The 17,282-nt window shown below is 66.1% G+C and carries 15 protein-coding genes; all 15 read right to left on the reverse strand.

The features are described from left to right. Positions 1–89: 89 nt before the first annotated feature. Positions 90–1,655 (reverse strand): Mur ligase family protein, encoded by a 1,566-nt coding sequence (locus OH146_RS03840; RefSeq protein ID WP_265157549.1) that lies wholly within the window; start codon positions 1,653–1,655, stop codon positions 90–92. After that, on the reverse strand, positions 1,655–2,389 hold the full coding sequence (locus OH146_RS03845; RefSeq protein ID WP_265157551.1) for an alpha/beta fold hydrolase: 735 nt from the start codon (positions 2,387–2,389) through the stop codon (positions 1,655–1,657). The genes OH146_RS03840 and OH146_RS03845 overlap by 1 nt, the downstream gene beginning before the upstream one ends. Positions 2,390–3,352: 963 nt before the next feature. Further along, positions 3,353–3,949, reverse strand: coding sequence for an RHS repeat-associated core domain-containing protein (locus OH146_RS03850; protein ID WP_265157553.1), 597 nt, complete (start codon positions 3,947–3,949; stop codon positions 3,353–3,355). A 485-nt stretch (positions 3,950–4,434) separates the two neighbouring features. After that, complete coding sequence (locus OH146_RS03855) at positions 4,435–7,803, reverse strand: RHS repeat-associated core domain-containing protein (RefSeq protein WP_265157554.1); 3,369 nt, start codon at positions 7,801–7,803, stop codon at positions 4,435–4,437. Between the two features lie 143 nt (positions 7,804–7,946). Continuing rightward, positions 7,947–8,984, reverse strand: coding sequence for an NAD(P)H-dependent glycerol-3-phosphate dehydrogenase (locus tag OH146_RS03860; protein WP_265157555.1), 1,038 nt, complete (start codon positions 8,982–8,984; stop codon positions 7,947–7,949). Further along, a complete protein-coding gene (locus OH146_RS03865; protein ID WP_372508454.1) occupies positions 8,984–9,748 on the reverse strand; it encodes a lysophospholipid acyltransferase family protein in 765 nt (254 codons plus the stop codon). Before OH146_RS03865 ends, OH146_RS03860 begins: the two co-directional genes overlap by 1 nt. Positions 9,749–9,758: 10 nt before the next feature. Beyond that, positions 9,759–11,099: a UDP-N-acetylglucosamine 1-carboxyvinyltransferase gene (gene murA, locus OH146_RS03870; protein WP_265157556.1), complete on the reverse strand. Its 1,341-nt coding sequence runs from the start codon at positions 11,097–11,099 to the stop codon at positions 9,759–9,761. A 23-nt stretch (positions 11,100–11,122) separates the two neighbouring features. Continuing rightward, positions 11,123–11,737, reverse strand: a complete 615-nt coding sequence (leuD, locus tag OH146_RS03875) for a 3-isopropylmalate dehydratase small subunit (RefSeq protein ID WP_265157557.1) — start codon at positions 11,735–11,737, stop codon at positions 11,123–11,125. Beyond that, complete coding sequence (gene leuC / locus OH146_RS03880) at positions 11,737–13,248, reverse strand: 3-isopropylmalate dehydratase large subunit (protein ID WP_265157558.1); 1,512 nt, start codon at positions 13,246–13,248, stop codon at positions 11,737–11,739. The genes leuD and leuC overlap by 1 nt, the downstream gene beginning before the upstream one ends. An 89-nt stretch (positions 13,249–13,337) precedes the next feature. Next, positions 13,338–13,964 carry an FHA domain-containing protein gene (locus OH146_RS03885; protein WP_265157559.1) on the reverse strand — a complete coding sequence of 209 codons (627 nt, stop codon included), beginning with the start codon at positions 13,962–13,964 and terminating at the stop codon, positions 13,338–13,340. Positions 13,965–14,204: 240 nt separating this feature from the next. Further along, the gene (locus tag OH146_RS03890) at positions 14,205–14,837 is read right to left on the reverse strand and encodes a GPP34 family phosphoprotein (protein WP_265157560.1); all 633 of its coding nucleotides are present in this window, start codon (positions 14,835–14,837) and stop codon (positions 14,205–14,207) included. Positions 14,838–14,902: 65 nt separating this feature from the next. After that, complete coding sequence (locus tag OH146_RS03895) at positions 14,903–15,577, reverse strand: hypothetical protein (protein ID WP_265157561.1); 675 nt, start codon at positions 15,575–15,577, stop codon at positions 14,903–14,905. Between the two features lie 43 nt (positions 15,578–15,620). Then, positions 15,621–16,667 (reverse strand): hypothetical protein, encoded by a 1,047-nt coding sequence (locus OH146_RS03900; RefSeq protein WP_265157562.1) that lies wholly within the window; start codon positions 16,665–16,667, stop codon positions 15,621–15,623. 8 nt (positions 16,668–16,675) lie between these two features. After that, positions 16,676–16,885 carry a hypothetical protein gene (locus tag OH146_RS03905; protein WP_265157563.1) on the reverse strand — a complete coding sequence of 70 codons (210 nt, stop codon included), beginning with the start codon at positions 16,883–16,885 and terminating at the stop codon, positions 16,676–16,678. 75 nt (positions 16,886–16,960) lie between these two features. Beyond that, entirely contained in the window at positions 16,961–17,227 is a 267-nt protein-coding gene (locus OH146_RS03910) for a hypothetical protein (protein WP_265157564.1), read from the reverse strand. Between the last annotated feature and the right edge of the window lie 55 nt (positions 17,228–17,282).

Here is a 17,282-nt window from a genome sequence, read left to right on the forward strand (position 1 = left end):
TTCCTCCGGCGCGCGACGCGCTAACGTGCGGCCCGCATCCGGCCTGATCACCGGCCAGCCCCGATGCGTCCCCTCAGGCGCTTCGCCGATCAGGGGTAGTGGTCTGGCAGGTCGTTCTCATAGAGGATAACGCCTCGGTCCCCCGCCTGATCGAGAGCCGCCTGCACCGCGTCTGGCCTGCGATCGAAGACCAGCGCGGGATGCGCTGCGCCCTCCGCACCCGCGAGCAGCGCCGCGCGGTTGGTGCGGCCGACGACGAGCAGGGTTCCGCCGCGTGCGGTGACGGATGCTGCGAATGCCCGGTTGCGCTCGAACTGCACGCTGCCCAGCTCGACCATGCCCGGGGTGACCACGACGAGGGTTCCCCCGCGCTCCTCCGCGAGGGCTGCCGCCCCCTCGAGGGCACGCTCGGACCCCACGGGGTTGGAGTTGTAGGTGTCGTCGATGATGACGGTGCCGTTCGGTGCCTCCTGCACCTCGGCGCGGTGCTGCGAACCGGGCAGGGCCGTGAGCCGCGGGCCGATCGCCGCCGGCTCCATCCCAAGGGCGAGCGCGATGCCGACCGTGACGGCGACGTTGACCGCGTGCCCCGTGCCCGAGAGCTCGAGGGGTGCCGTCGAGGTGCCGGCGGGCGTCGCCATCGTGACGACGCCGGTTGCGGCATCCACCACCACGTCGGCCTCAGTGCCAGGCACTGTGGAGACCGTGATGACGCGTTTGCCCTCGGCGCGGCAGCGTTCGATGAGGGCCCGCAGCTCCGGCTCATCGACGGGCAGCACGACCGTCTTGGCGCGCTCGGTGATCTCGCCCTTGGCGCGGGCGATGGTCTCCTTGGTCTTCATGCGGGCGAGGTGGGCCTCGCCGATGGTCGTGATGGCCGCGACATCCGGGGGGAAGCTTTCGCTGAGCTCGCGGATCTCGCCGGGGCCGTAGACACCCATCTCGGCCACGAAGACCTCGGTGCCGGGCACGACCCGGTCGTTGACGGCACGGGAGAGGCCCATGAGGTTGTTGAAGGATGCCGGGCTTGCGACAACCGAGAACGCTCCCGCGAGCACGTGGGCGACATAGCCCTTGGTCGAAGTCTTGCCGTAGGAGCCCGTGATGGCCACGACGGTGGGGCGCACCTGGCCGAGGCGTTTGCGTGCGCTCACGAGGTATTTGTGCGAGAGGCGCTTCTCGACGGCGTTCATGGGCACGAGCACGGCATCCATGAGCACGGGCGCGAGGAGGATCGTGAGCGCGGCTCCCGCAGCGCCGAGGATCCACCAGAAGAGCGCCCCGATCGCCAGCAGCGCGACCGAGAACGCGAGGGCAAGGCGCCGGGCCCGGGGTGTCCAGTTGAGGGGCGCGCTCGTGCCGCGCACACCGAGCCCGAACGGGAGGAGCGCGGCGGCGAGGAGGGCGAGGAGCGCGGTAATGGCGGAGGCCAGCTCAGCCCCCGCGACGCCGAGGAGCACGGCGGCCGCCACGAGGAGCAGGGCGAGCGCTGTCGTGATCGCGTTCTCGATCCGGCGCGCCACCCAGAGTGCGGCGATGCGGCCGACCCAGCCGGCGATGTAGTGCTCGCGCTGGGCGACGCGCAGCCAGCGCAGCACGGCAAGCGCTGCGGCGCCGAGGCCGAGCACGAGGGTCACGATCAGCAGGGGCGTCATCAAGGCAGCTCCTCCAGCAGGTCGAGTAGTTCTTCGCGGACGGCGGTGACAAGCTCGCCCTCCAGCAGGTGGCCGGTACCGGGGACGATGCGGAAGCGCGCTCCCGCGATCAGCTCGCTCGCAGCACGACCGGCGTCGGCGGGGGCGGCGGTGTCGTGCTCGCCCCACACCGTCCGCACGGGAGCGCTGATCTTTGCGAGGTCGTCGCGGTAGTCCTCCCCCACGACCCTCACCATGACGTCGCGCATGACGCCCTGTGCGGCGCGGTAGTCGGCCGAGCCGTGCTTCTGCCGCTGCGCCTCGAGCGCCTTCTGCGAGACGAGTCCGCGCTTCGCGAGCCAGCGGACGAGCCGGTAGGAGGCGGCGGCCTTGGGTGCCGCCTGCAGACGCAGGAGCGGGACCCCCGTCAGCACAAGGCCCGTGACGAGCTCCGGATGCCGCGCCGCAAGCCGCACGGCGACGCGCCCGCCGAAGGAGTGCCCCACGATGACGGCGGGGCCGTTCTCGCGCAGCACGTCGACGAGGTTGGCGGCGTAGTCTTCGCTGCCCCAGGCATCCGCGGGTTCTGGCGTGATGCCGAAGCCGGGCAAGTGGATCGCGAGGGCGTCGAGGCCCTCGACCACCCTGCCGAAGTCGGCACCCGTGCGCGCCCAACCGTGAAGTGCGATCACCCGTGCGGGGCTTGCCCCCGTCTTCTCGGCAAGCAGCCGCCCGTCTGCCAACGCCGTAATCACCCAGCCACAGTACACCGAGGCCTCCCTGGGCGGTGGGCTGACGAGCCGACCCGCGGGCACGGAGAACTCGCCCTCAGATCGTTGGGGACGCGAGTATGCGATCCAGCGGGCCACTGATCTGGTTGTGCCTCTCGTGCGGGCTGCGATCGGTCGTTCCACGGCAACCCAGCTCGTCGAGAATCACCTCGAGGAGTCGCTCATTCGAAGGACGGCAGCGCTATTCGGCCTGACCAGATCGAGAGGCGTATCCCGTCAACTAAGCGACCCCAGAAGGACGACTGCTGTGATGACTGTGAGTGCCACCAGGGCGCCGGCGACGCCGATCCAGAGTGGGCGCAGCTGCGCTCGTCGCCCCTTGAACGCGTAGGTACCAGCCAAGAGCGCAAACAGAACCAGGGTCGCCGCGACGCCGATTAGGAGGAAACAACCACGATCGAGTTCCATGATCAACAGTTCGGTTAGTAACGGTAGCGCTCGGTCAGAATCCACGATCGTCGCCCCGCTAGTGGGATGGATGCCGCTGGGGACTGCTGCACAAGTAGGTGACATCTGATCTGGGTTGCACGCGGTATACGAGTACGGGTTGGTCTCCTGCTAGTACCCTTAGGATCCGATGCATTTACCAGAATGCAGCTTCTGTAGTGCATTGCTGTCAGCCTGGATTTGGCGCGACTTTTCTCCCGGCACTCGTGCTCGGCTCGCAGTCGGGCACTCAGTCGTCTTCACGATGTCGGTGGTAATAGATGACGAACGCCAGACTGCATAAGAAGCCAACCACGCAGGCGCTCAATCCGAACCATGCACCCTCAGAGGAATCAGTCGTCGCTATCTGCCAGACAGATAGGATTGCTCCAACTGCGAATGCAATCGTGCACAGCCACTCGATTACGAGCCGACCGTCGTTGCTTGATTGGTTCTCATCCATTCTTGCCCGCCCGTGTTAGTTGAACCCGCCCCGCGACTTCAGGACCTGTTTATGAGTGTTCCGACGTTATACACGAGACTTGCCGCCGAATAGGCGAATCGAACGGCACCGGGAGCACCGAGCACTAGTGTCGGGGCGCCTGCCACGAGGGCAACGGTGGAGTATCCCAAACTGAGCACCGCCACCGACGTTCTGGTGATGGCCTGCCAGCATTCGAGCGAGGCAGTTCCGGTCGGGTCAATTGAGTTGACTGGGTTACACGCCGCATAGGAGTACGGGTTGGCTTCCTGCCCCGACGGATCGAACTGGGTGAACCGTCCCGTGCTGGCGTCGTAGTAGCGGGCTCCGAGTTTGTAGAGCCCGGAGGCTTCGTCCCAGTAGCCGCTGATGTAGCGCAGGCTGTTCTTGCCGATGTCGAGGTTGCTGCTGATGGCACGTTGTTCTCCGTAGGGGCTATAGGAGTAGCCGCCGTAGTAGGTGCCGGTCTTGCTAAACATCCCCACCACCGAGTTGAGGTGGTCGGTGACGTAGTAGTACCGGGACCCACCACCGAGCCTGGCGCCGACCGCGTCCCCGTCGGGGGTGCGGGTGAAGCCGCGCTGGGAGCCGACCGCGCCGGAGAGTTCCTCCCCCATCAACCCCAGACCGCTAGTGAGGTAGCTGGTCGTGGTGGAGGAGGCGAGCCACTGGACAGCCGTTCCGTTTCCGCAGGATCCGCGCTGAAACTCACTCGCCGCGACGTTCTCTCTGGCGTGCAATCGCTCGGCCCACGGTCGCGATGACAAGCAATCCTGTGCCTACAACTACTCCCCTCAGGAGCAGATGCGGTTCTGGTATCGCTAACGACCAAACCAGCACGCCAAGAAAGACGGCCGCAACCGCAGTAGCCGCAATCCACATCCGGCGATTCTGATTGCTGGCCCTATTCACAGCGTTCTCATAACCGTTAGGGAAAAGCCGACGAATACGACAGTAGTTGCGATTAGTAGCAAGAAGCGGACAGCCCGCTTTCTTTCGATGGGCGTGTGCATCTCCCGTGGGTGGACCAAGAACCATCTTGCGCTCGCCGCGAGAATGAAGATATACAGTACGCCAGAGACTATCCAAGCTGCTATGAGCATCAGAAGGGTCCTTGGTAGTCCTGCATGAGGAGCGCCGCGCTTGTCGTGCCGAACACCCCGCATCCCCACACGCCGAGGGCACCGATGCCTCCCGTGAGCCCCATGACCAAGACGGCGCAGGTTGCCGTTATCGCACCACCGATTAGACCCCCGATGGCATGACCCAGGAGCGTGTTGGCAGAACTCTGCCAGGTGGCCAGGCCAGTCGGGTCCGCAGCTACCACCGGGTTGCACCCGGCATACGCATACGGGTTGGCTTCCTGCCCGGACGGGTCGAACTGGGTGAACCGTCCTGTGCTGGCGTCGTAGTACCGGGCTCCCAGCTTGTAGAGGCCGGATGCTTCATCGAAGTATCCGCTGATGTAGCGCAGGTTGTTCTTGCCGATGTCGACGTTGCTGCTGATGGCGCGTTGTTCACCATAGGGGCTGTAGGAGTAGCCGCCGTAGTAGGTGCCGGTCTTGCTGAACATCCCCACCACCGAGCCCTGGTGGTCGGTGACGTAGTAGTAGCGGGACCCACCGCCGAGCCTGGCGCCGACGGCGTCGCCTTCGGGGGTGCGGGTGAAGCCGCGCTGGGAGCCGACCGCGCCGGAGAGTTCCTCCCCCATCAACCCCAGACCGCTAGTGAGGTAGCTGGTCGTGGTGGAGGAGGCGACCCTCCCCAGCTGGGTCGTGTTGCCCTTCCCGAAGCTGTCATAGGTTCCCGAGCCGATGCCGGTGACCGCACCGCGACTGTTGTAGGTCGCGGTCTGCCCGGTGATGCCGTTGACCGTCTGATTCCCTGCCGCGTCATACGCCCAACTGGTCGTATCGGCGGTGGCGGCGGTGAGCCTGCCAGCCGCATCGTACGTGTAGTCGATCGTGCCGGCTGCGGCACCGGTGGCGCCGGTCCTCACCTGCTGGGTGCGGTTGCCGGCGTTGTCATAGGCGTAAGCCCACCACGCGCTGGTGGTGGCCCCGACTTTCTCGGTTGCGGTGGCGAGTCGGTTCAGGGAGTCATACCCGTAGGTGGTGATCGCCCCGGCGGTGATGCCCTCCTCGGCATGGCTGGTGCGGGTTTGGATGGCGGTGCGGTCAGCGGCGGGGCCGGAACCGCCGGGGGCGGTGTAGGAGTAGCCGATGTCGACTTTCACTGCGCCGGTGGTGTCCTTGGCCCGGATGCGGAGGATGCGTCCGGCGGCGTCGTAGCTGGTGTCGATGCCGGCGTTGCCGGGGAAGGTGCGGCGGGTCTCGTTGCCGTTGGCGTCGTAGCCGAACTTGATACATCCCGAGTTCGCCGGGGACCCCGCCGCCGAGGTGCAGGCACCGCCGGGTTCGATCACCCGCACGAGTTGGTTGGCGTCGTCGTAGGCGTAGGTGACCTGCCCGTAGATGGCGTCGTAGTAGCCGGTCATGTTCCCGGCCGCGTCATAGTCGTAGAACATGTTGACCGTGGAGGAACGGATGATCTGCTGCACCGTCATGCGTCCCAGGACGTCGTAGGCGTACTGCTGGAACGGGCCCGTGCTGTCGGTGTCCTTCGACTTCAACCCGTTGAAGTAGTACGAGGTCGTCAACGTCTGCCCGCCGTCGAAGGTGGTGGAAACGATCTCGTCGCGCACGTTATACCCGTAGGTGGTGGTGTCCCCGTTGCCGTCGGTGACCGTCAGCACCCGGCCGAGGGAGTCATGGGTGTAGGTGGTGGGCCCTTGCGGGGCCGGTGGGGTGACCGTGGCGAGGTTGCCGTCCGCATCGTAGGCGTAGCTGGTGGTGTGCCCGTTGCCGTTGGTCGAGGTGCACACCTGCCCGGCGAAACCGCCACAGACTGCACCGTTGGTTTCGTAGGTGTACTGCTCGGGCACCGCCCCGGTGCCCCCGGCGGTGGTGTCGGTGACCTTCGTCAGATTCCCCGCCGCGTCGTACTCGAACGCCTTCCCGTTGCCGGCCGCATCCGTCGTGCACTTCGGCTGGAACGCGGTCCCGCCGGTTCCGGCGCACCCCACCCCGGTGGCATACGCGGCGCTGGCCGCCGCCCCTGTCGGCAGCGACACCCCGACCGCATTGTTCAACGCATCGTAGGAGTAGGTGGTCGTGTTACCCGGCGTGCTGCCGGAGGCGAGCGCATCCGTTGTGGTCGCCACATCACTGTTCGGCGTCCACGTCTGTGACCGGGTCCGGTTCAGCGGATCAGTGACGGACGTCACCCGGCCGGAGCTGTCGATCGCGAAGGTCGACACCTTCCCCCGCGGATCCGTCAGCGCCGTCTGCCCGGACGCGTAGGCGTAACTGGTGGTGCTCAGCGACGTCGAGGACGACGCCGCCATCCGCTCCACCGCCACCACCCGGTGCTGGGCGTCATACACAAACTCCGCCTTCGTATCCGCGGCCGCCGACGTGCCCCGAGTGCGGATCTCCGTCAGCCGACCCGCCGCATCATACGAATACTCCTCCCACAACCCACCAGGCGAATCCACCCGGGTCAACTGACCGGAAGAATTGTGGGAGTAGGTGACGGTGCGACCGGCAGAGTCAGTGATCGAGGAGATCACATCCGCCCCACCCGCGGTGCCCCAGGTAATCGTGTAGCTACGACCGGAAGCCTCCGTCACCGACGCCACCTTCGCCCCGCTCGTATACGAATAGGTTGCCCCGACCCCGTTGCGGTTCTCATTCTTGATGATCCACCCGGAACTGTTGAACTCGACCCGCTCCCCGGTCTGGTTGTAGGTCAGCACCTTCGAGTACGGCTCATCCGTCAAGGTCGCGTTGAACCCTGCCGGCGTCACCCACGCCGACCCACTCCTAGTGAACTGCGCCGTGAACCCGTTAGGGCCGGTGAAGGTCGCCGTCGTCGAGGTGACCGCAAGCCCCACATCCTTCGCCGACAACGGCGACGACCACCCCGCGCCGAAGGACCCGACCGAGGAGGACAACCCGTTGTAGAAACGGTCATTGCGCACCGACAAACCCGGACCGTGCAGCATCCCCTCATTCGCCGTCAACAACAGGTTGCCGTTCGCCAGATTCACCCGAGCAATCGTGCTCACCGAGATCTCAGTCTCATCGAATGCGAAATACGGCAGCGCCCCCAACCCGGGAGCGCCCACCACGGTGCCCACCGGAGCCCGACGCAGCTGCGACCTCTCACCCAAAACCCGATCCTCCGCAGGCGCCTCCCACGCCTCCTCCGGAGCCGCAGGCTCCGGAATCACCGCATCACCAGCAGCAGCCTCCGGCACCCACCCCTCGCTATAGGGCGTATCCGGCACCTCAATCAGAGACTGATCGTCAGGATCCTTCGACGGCATCGCCGACACCCCCGTCGAGGTGACAAGCACAGCGCTAATGGAAATAATCGCGAGCAGACCAAGATTTCGAGCAGAACGCATACCGAAAGACCAACCTCAATGTCGGGGAAACGAGGGGTGAAGCGACTACTCCCCCGACGCTACGACGACGAACCCTCAAAGTTCAGTCTTGAGTTCTCCCTCAAAACCAGGCTACGGTTATTAGCGCCGATGCCACCGTGCCCTCACTCCCCCTGGGGCAGCTCCGAGTCGGTGGTGAGGTGCGGCGCGAGGTCGCGGGGGCTCATGGTGCCGGCGAGCACCTCGGCGACCTGCGAGACGATCGGCATGACGACACCCTTCGCCTGCGCGAGCTCCAGGATCGGGGCGACCGAGGCGAGGCCCTCCGCCGTCTGGTTCATCTGCTTGACGACGTCGGCGAAGGAGAGCCCCTGCCCGAGCAGGCGGCCCGCCGTGTTATTGCGGGAGAGCGACGACTCGCAGGTCGCGATGAGGTCACCGAGGCCCGCGAGGCCGGACAGGGTCGAGGCTTTGGCGCCGTAGGCGACCGCGAAGTCGGTCATCTCGACAAGGCCGCGCGTGATGATCGACGCCTTCGTGTTCTCGCCGTAGCCGACACCGTCGACGATGCCGATCGCGACCGCGATGAGGTTCTTGAGCACGCCGCCGAACTCGGTGCCCGTGACATCCGTGTTGACAAAGGTCCTGAAGTAGGGGTTTGTCGCGAGCATCGCGACGCGCGTCGCCGTGTCGAGACTGGCGGAGGCGACAACGGCCGCGGTCGGCTGCTCCTTCGCGATCTCGAGCGCGAGGTTGGGTCCGGATGCCACAGCGATGCGATTCGCGTCGAGCCCGAGCTCCTCAGTGATGACCTCGCTCATGCGGGCCCTCGTGCCCTTCTCGACGCCCTTCATCAGGCTCACGACGAGGGCGTCACGGGGAATCATCGTGCCGAACTCGCGCAGGTTGCTGCGCAGCGTCTGGCTCGGCACGGAGAGGAACACGACCTCGGCCCCGTCGAGCGTCTCCTCGATCACGTGGCTCGACCAGAGGGTGCGCGGCAGGTTGATGCCCGGCAGGTAGTCGCTGTTGCGCCTGCTCTCCGCGATCTCGCGGGCGAGCTCGGCGCGGCGCGCCCACAGCGCGACATCCGCTCCCCCATCGGCGAGGATCTTGGCGAACGTCGTGCCCCAGCTGCCGGCGCCGAGCACGGCGACGCGCGTCGCCCCGGGAACAGGGATGCGAATGGGCCTCGTGCTCATCAGAAGCGCCCCGTCTCACTCTGATTGTTGCGGGCGGGGTCCCAACGCTCGGCGGGCGCCTCCTCCTGCCGAATGTCGGCAAGGAGCGCGGTGATCGCGTCCATGACCCGCTCGGTCGCCTCCGTGAGCACGGCCGAGGAGATCGGCCGACCGCGGAACTCCGAGAGGTCGACCGGATCGCCGATCTTCACCGTGATCGTCTTGCGCGGGAACAGGCTGATCTTGCGCCCGTAACGCGGCATCACCAGCTGCGTGCCCCAGTGGGCCGCGGGGACGAGTGGCACCCCCGCCTCGAGCGCCATCCGCACGGCCCCCGTCTTGCCCCGCATGGGCCACAGGTCAGGGTCGCGCGTAAGGGAACCCTCGGGGTAGATGACGACCGCGAGCCCCTTCTCGACGAGCGTCGCCGCCGCCTTGAGAGGCTCCGAGCCGCGCGCGCTCCCCGCCCGCTCGACCGGGATCTGCCCCGAGGCGCGCAGGATGCCACCCACGATCGGGTTCTTGAAGACGGATGCCTTCGCCAGGAAGCGGGGCATGCGATTGAGCTTCCACATGACGACGCCCATGACGACGGGGTCGATCTCGCTGTAGTGGTTGGGCGAGAAGACGAATGCGCCCTCCCTGGGCATCTTGTGTCCGTCGATGATGCGGAAGCGCGCGAGCGCATACATGATCGGCAGGATGACCGCCGCGAGGAAGCGGAAAGTCGGCGTCTTCTCCGATTTGGGCTTCGACGACGGCGTCGAGCTCGTGGTCTCACTCACAGGGGCGGAATCACTCTCCGTAGACGACGTCGGCACCCAGCGCGTGCAGCTTCTCGATGATGTGCTCGTAGCCGCGACTGATGATGCCGATGTTGCTGATGGTCGACTGGCCCTCGGCGCTCAACGCCGCGATGAGGTGACTGAAACCACCGCGCAGGTCGGGCACGTGCAGCGGCGCCCCGTGCAGCGGGGTCGGGCCCACGATCGTCGCCGCCTGCTCGAAGTCGCGGCGCGCCACGCGGCGCGGGTGGTCGGGCAGACCCTTCTCGTGCACGACGATGCTGGCGCCCATCTTTCCGAGCGCCTCCGTGAACCCGAAGCGGTTCTCGTAGACGGTCTCGTGCACGATCGAGGTGCCCTCAGCCTGGGTCAGCGCGACGATGAGCGGCTGCTGCCAGTCCGTCATGAAGCCGGGGTGGACATCCGTCTCGATCGTGACCGCCTTGAGCGTGCCGCCAGGGTGCCAGAAGCGGATGCCGTCGTCCTGCACGTCGAACGCCCCGCCCACCTTGCGAAAGACGTTGAGGAAGGTCATCATCTCGGACTGCTTGGCGCCCTCGACGAAGATGTCGCCCCTCGTGACGAGCGCCGCGCAGGCCCAGCTCGCGACCTCATTGCGGTCGAAGAGGGCGCTGTGACGGTAGCCATCGAGGCGGTCAACGCCCTCGATCAGGATGACGCGGTTGGGCTCGACCGAGATGATGGCGCCCATCTTCTGCAGGATCGCGATGAGATCCATGATCTCGGGCTCGATCGCGGCATTCTTGAGCTCCGTGACGCCCTTCGCGCGCACGGCAGTGAGGAGCACCTGCTCGGTCGCCCCCACACTCGGGTAGGGCAGCTCGATGTTGGCGCCGTGCAGCCCGTTGGGGGCCGTCAGCTCGATGCCCTCGAAACTCTTGTCTACGACAGCGCCGAAGGCACGCAGGGCGTCGAGGTGGTAGTCGATGGGACGGTCACCGATGCGGCATCCGCCGAGGTCGGGGATGCGCGCCTCGCCCAGCCGGTGCAGCAGCGGCCCGCAGAACAGTATGGGGATGCGGCTTGCCCCGGCATGCGCGTCGATCTCGGCGAAGTGCGCCTTCTCGACGTTGGCGGTGTCGAAGTGCAGCTCCCCCGCCGTCGGGCTCGTCACGCCGACACCGTAGACCTCCAGCAGGCCCCGAACGACCTGGACGTCGCTGATGTCGGGCACCCCGCGCAGCACGCTCGGCGTCTCCCCCAGGAGCGCCGCGACCATCGCCTTCGTCACGAGGTTCTTGGCGCCACGCACCTGGATGCGACCCTGGAGCGGCTTGCCGCCGTTGACCACGATCTCGTCGGAGGAGAGACCGACTCGCTCGGCTGCCATCCGGGAGTCCTTCGTGAGCGGGTTCACTCGGCGACCGCTGCCGCTCGGGCGGGAAGCGTCGTGGGACGCCACGCCGCACGACGGGACTCGAAGTCGGTGATCGACTCCTCCTCGCGGAGGGTCAGGGCGATGTCGTCAAGGCCTTCCAGGAGGCGCCACCGCGTGTAGTCGTCGATCTGGAACGGGATCTCGAGGTCGCCCAGCGTCACCGTGCGGGTCTCAAGATCGACCGTGATCTCGACGCCGGGCTCCGCCTCGATGCGCTCCCAGAGCGCCTCCGTGTCTTCCTCCGAGATCTGCCCCGCGAGCAGACCCTGCTTGCCCGAGTTGCCGCGGAAGATGTCGCCGAAACGCGGGCTCAGCACGGCAGCGAAGCCGAAGTCGCGCAGCGCCCACACGGCGTGCTCACGGCTCGAACCCGTGCCGAAGTCGGGCCCGGCGACAAGCACGCGTGCCCCCTGATATTCGGGGCGGTTGAGCACGAAGTCCTCATCCTGACGCCAGCCGTGGAAGAGGGCGTCTTCGAAGCCCGTCTTCGTCACCCGCTTGAGGAAGACCGCCGGGATGATCTGATCGGTGTCGACGTTGGAGCGTCGCAGCGGCGCCGCGACCCCCGTGATCGTCGTGACTTTCTCCATCAGGCGCCTACCTCGCTCACTGCCGTGGGGAACTGACGCGCGACGGCGTCATAGATGGGGGTGTCGCTGACCTCCGCGGGGCCCGAAGCGGATGCCGCGGCATCCGTCTCCTCCAGGTCCCACGGGCTCGACAGGGTGCCGCGCACGGCGGTGGCCGCCGCGACAAGCGGCGACACGAGGTGGGTGCGACCGCCCTTGCCCTGGCGGCCCTCGAAGTTGCGGTTGGAGGTCGATGCGCAGCGCTCACCGGGGGCAAGCTGGTCGGGATTCATGCCGAGGCACATGGAGCAGCCGGCGAAGCGCCACTCGGCACCGAACTCGGTGAACACCTTGTCGAGGCCCTCGGCCTCTGCCTCAAGCCGCACTCGCGCCGACCCCGGCACGACCATGACGCGAACGCCCTCCGCCTTCTTGCGCCCCTTGACGATCGAGGCGAAGGCCCGGAGGTCCTCGATGCGGCTGTTAGTGCAGGAACCCATGAAGACGGCGTCGACCGGGATCTCCTTCATAGGCGTGCCCGCCTCGAGCTCCATGTACTCGAGGGCGCGCTCGGCCGCGGCGCGCTCATTGGGGTCGATCATGGTCGACGGGTCGGGCACCGTGTCACTCAGGGAGACGCCCTGGCCGGGGTTGGTGCCCCACGTCACGAAGGGCTCGAGCTCGTTCGCGTCGAGGAAGACCTCGGCGTCGAAGACCGCGTCGTCGTCGGTCGCGAGCGTGTTCCAGTACTCGACCGCGGCATCCCAGTCCTCACCCTCGGGCGCGTGCGGGCGGCCCTTGAGGTAGTCGTAGGTGGTCTGGTCGGGCGCGACCATGCCGGCGCGCGCGCCCGCCTCGATCGACATGTTGCAGATCGTCATGCGGCCCTCCATCGAGAGCGAACGGATGGCGCTGCCGCGGTATTCGAGCACGTAGCCCTGGCCGCCACCCGTGCCGATCTTCGCGATGACCGCAAGGATGATGTCCTTTGCCGTCACGCCGGGACGCAGCTCGCCCTCGACCGTGATCGCCATGGTCTTGAAGGGCTTGAGCGGCAGGGTCTGGGTCGCGAGCACGTGCTCGACCTCGCTCGTGCCAATGCCGAACGCCATCGCGCCGAAGGCGCCGTGCGTCGAGGTGTGACTGTCGCCGCAGACGACCGTGATGCCAGGCATCGTCAGCCCCAGCTGCGGTCCGACCACGTGCACGATGCCCTGCTCGACATCCCCCAGCGGGTGCAGGCGCACGCCGAACTCCTCGCAGTTGCGGCGGAGCGTTTCGATCTGCGTGCGGCTCGTGACATCCGCGATCTGCTTGTCGATGTTGAGCGTAGGCGTGTTGTGATCCTCCGTCGCGATCGTCAGATCGGGGCGGCGCACGGGGCGCCCCGCCATGCGCAGACCGTCGAACGCTTGAGGGCTCGTGACCTCGTGGACGAGGTGGAGGTCGATGTAGAGAAGATCCGGGTTGCCGTCTTCGCCCCTGACGACGACGTGGTCGTCCCAGACTTTCTCTGCCAGCGTCCTGCCCACAGTGGTGCCTCTCTCTTGGATCCGAGCGCGCCGGAATGCACGCGCTCAATCTCGACATTCTACGGTGCCGAATCTCGAAGCGTGCTGCGTCAGCCGCGCTGGGCGCGGATCTCGAATTCGCCCAGATGAATGGTCGCGCCATTCTCGACCGGATGAGGTGTTCCCGGAACGACATCGACCTCATCGCCGTTCGGGTAGCTCAACCAGACCCCGTTGGTCGAGTTGAGGTCGTGAATGAGGAGAGCGCCGGATGCCTCGGCCACGAGTGCGGCGTGGGTCTTCGAGACCGAGCGCTGCGGGTCGTCGACCGCGAGCAGCTCGGCGGAGGGCCACTCGGGAAGAGCCGCCGGATCGCGTCCGAGCAGGAGCGAACCGTGCGTCAGACGACGCTGACCAGACCCCGCGATATCGATCGTCCAGCTTGGCTGGCGGCTGGGGGCGACCCGCGTGGCGTCATCGACCTCGGCGGTCGGCAGCTGCGGCGGAAGGCCGGGAGCGACGGTCGGCACAAAGACCGGGGCTTCCTTAGCGACGACAGGTTCGCTGCGACGGGGCGTCTCGACCCGGTAGGTCGCCGAATCGAAGTTGGCCATGCCGGGCGGCAGGCTGATGAACTCGGACTCGTCAGGCGGAGCGGGAGCCGCAGCATCCCGCGCCGTAGGAGGCGGAGTCACGGGCGCTGGCGGAACGACGAAGTTCGCATCATCACCGGTCACCGCTACCCCCTCCTGTCGCGGGCAATGCTAGTACAGCCGACCCTGCTCCGGCCTTCCTAGCCGGCGCAGAGGCCGGTCCCCGTGAAAGCCCGCTCCACTGACATCACCGGCGCGACGATGGAGCCGCCTCAATCGCGCCGTGGGTCCGTGAGCGAGCCGACCTTGCCGACGACATCGGCCCGACCACCGGCCGCACACGGGCATGCTAGTACAGCCGCTTCGGGCAACACGGACCCCGAGCTAGCTCTCGTATCCGGCTCCGGGGCCTGCCGTCGCCCTCTCCGCCGCGAAGATCTCGATGAGAGCATCACAAATCTCTGGCGGATACCAATCGCGCTCGATTACAGGGGCATTCTCGACACCGTGCGGCCGTTGAGCACCACGATTGAAGCGGTCATCCGCGTTGCGCATCAGGTCGACGAACACGGCGTCGCGGATGTCTGAAACCGCTTCCGGAGTGAGCCATGCTGCGTTCAGCCGAAAGATCGCATCCCGCTGCTGGGCGCCATCGACAATCCAAAGAGAGGACCTGAGGCCGCCGAACCGCCCTTCTCGCCGAATCACCCCTCGTTCGATGAGCGCCTCCTGAACTGCAGAGGCCACAGGCTTCCATACCTTTGGCAGTATTCCGAAGGCGTCTCGAGGTTTCGTGCCCATCGACATCATCGCGACAAGGGCGCCATCGAGGGCAGGAGCGCCCACCGGATCGGCTGACAACACAACGAGCTTGTGCTTGCCCTTGCGCGACATGAAGCCGGTTTCGGGCACAGACCCTACCCGCCCCAACAGCACCAACTCGGCGAGAGCCGCCGCAGCAACCTCCATGCCGCCCACGTGCAGTTGTCCATCGCCGATGTCGAGGACGAGTTGCACGTCTTCACATAGCAGCGGCGTCGTCGCTGTGTATGCCGTTCCGGAACCGGAAGTCTCCATCTGAATCAGGCCTTGACGAAGTCGGTGACGAAACTCACCAGATCGCTGAGCGTCTCTGCTGCCCCCACGTTCTCCACGAGCTTCTCGGGCTCGCTGCTGCCTGTTTCCCCGAACGCGTATCCGTAAACATCGTGATCGCGGCGGAAACTGAAGGCGCGGCTCTCTTCGAGCGTTGCCATCTGCACGATCACCCCGGACTTCTCCGCCTGCTCTGCCAGACCGAAAGCGCTCCGAGCGACGACATCCGACGGCACGGACTCGGGGTCAAGGATGATGAACCACCAGGTACCGAGAATTCTCGGTTGCGCGAGCAGACCACCGTGCGGGGACTCGATGAACAGTCCAAGGTCGGCAGCGTCATCGGCGGCGCCGGAGATCGACGTCCAGCGCACGGCGTTCGTCAGAATGTACGCCACGACCAGCGCTGAATCGAGCAGGGTGAACTCTCCTCCCTCCGCGAACTTGAGCTGGCCACGCGCGAGAAGCGCCGCCCCTCCCGTCAAGATGGTCTCGTCAACACTCGGGACGGGCGCCACATTGAGCACTTCGGCGCTCCTGTCAGCCTTCGGCCCCGGCGCGACGCTGAGGAGGTACTCGAGTTCGGCAACGGAGTAGCCGATATCCGGAACCTGCTCCTGCTGCGCTGTTCCCGGGGCAGCAGCCGCGTTGGTCTCAATCATCGTAGATCTCTCAATCGCTTCGAGTCAGCACAGTCTCGCGGTGCTACCAGGGCCAGACGTCATCGACGAAATCCCCGACGCTGGATGCGGCGTCGCTCACGAAATCAACCGTAGCGCTCGCGGCGTTGCCGATGTGGTCAAGGCCGGTGTTGCCATTCTCATCTTCGCCGAAGAGCCAGCGACCGGCGGTGTAGGCGAGCCCTGCTCCAGCGAAGACGAGGCCGACGGGAGGGGGAGCGAGAGATCCGATGCTGGTTACCGTTCCCACAAGGCCGTCAGCGACAGCCCAGGCGTCATCGGAGCTGACCTCGCCATCCATCATGCCGCTCACGCCCGTGGCGATGTTTGCGACGCCTCCGACGGCCCCCAGAACACCGAAACCCTTGCCGGCGACCGTGGCAACCCTGCTTGCCGCTGAGACGACACCGGCGTTGGGTACATGAAGTCGAGAGATCCATGCGGGCGGCTTGGCATGTCGGCCAACCGAATGGATACCGCTCGGGTTGATGAGGTTCCACGGCTTCAACTTGTTGCCTGAGACATACATCGAGCGCAACCACCACGGCGCCGCGCTCGAACCGAGGGTGAACTGGCGTAGCGCCTGGCTGCCCGCCGAAGTCCCTCTCAGCCACCAATTCCTGACGTTCATGCCCGTGGCCCATGCCGGAGATCCCTGCATGGCAAGCATTCGAACCGCAGCGGGAAGCTCCAGGATGGTGCGCGGCCATGAAATCCAGCGACGCCACCACGAGATGTCTCCCAGGACTCCGTAGGTCCCTGCGGCAACGTCAAGGAATCCGTTGCCTGACGCTTCGTGCTGAGCCGCCGCCTCTGCACCAAGCCGTTGAAGGAGCGCCGTTGCCGCACTCTGCGCCGAGATGATGGACGAGCGGGCAGTAGAGACATGGTGCAATGACCATGGCGCAACGGTGCGTTCGCCCGAGTCGATGCCGTACGCATGAGGGGCGTGGGCGGCTGCGGTGGTCGCGAAAAGGTCGCTGGCGATCACGGAGAGAGCATCCACCTGGGCCTGCATGGATGACCGCTTGTCGGCAACAACCTCGGGGTCCATGCCCCATACGTCATTCATGCGTGCTCCTACTCGACCGTCTCGAAGGACACACTGTCCATGTGACCGGCGGCGGCGATGAGCAGCGTGTGCACCTGGTCGTGCCAGTCCTGTGCGAAACGGTCGGCGTCTGGCCCGCTCCAGATGCCCGGGCCGACGATCTCTCCGAGCAGGCGTTCGAGATTCGTGTCGATCCCGCGCACTTGCGCTGCGGCACCCGACATTTCCCACGATGACATCAACATACGGACCCTCTCGAGAATGAGTGAACCGGCTCAGTGGTCGACGCGCAGTGCGCCGACCACCGATACCGACTAGGAGGAGGCGATCCGCTGGTTCTCAGCGTCCTCGCGAGCAGCGGTTGCCGCCGTACGCATCTGCTCTGCAGCGTTGCGCAGGTTCTGCGCGATAGTGCCCGTCCACTGCTCCTCAAAACGGTTGTAGTCCGTTCCCGTCCAGGTCGTGCCCTGAAGCTTCGTGGTCAGCGTGGTGAGCACGGTGTCAAGGTCTCCCGCCTTGGTGTCAAGCTGTGTCGCCAGCTCGTCGACCTCTTCGGGAATCATTCCGAGTTGACCGCTCATGTCTTTCTCCTCTTCTCTCTGTTGGCACTACAGGCTCCGCGTAACCCCCTCGCGG

The sequence above is a fragment of the Homoserinimonas sedimenticola genome (assembly GCF_026094475.1).
Classification (GTDB): domain Bacteria; phylum Actinomycetota; class Actinomycetes; order Actinomycetales; family Microbacteriaceae; genus Homoserinimonas; species Homoserinimonas sedimenticola.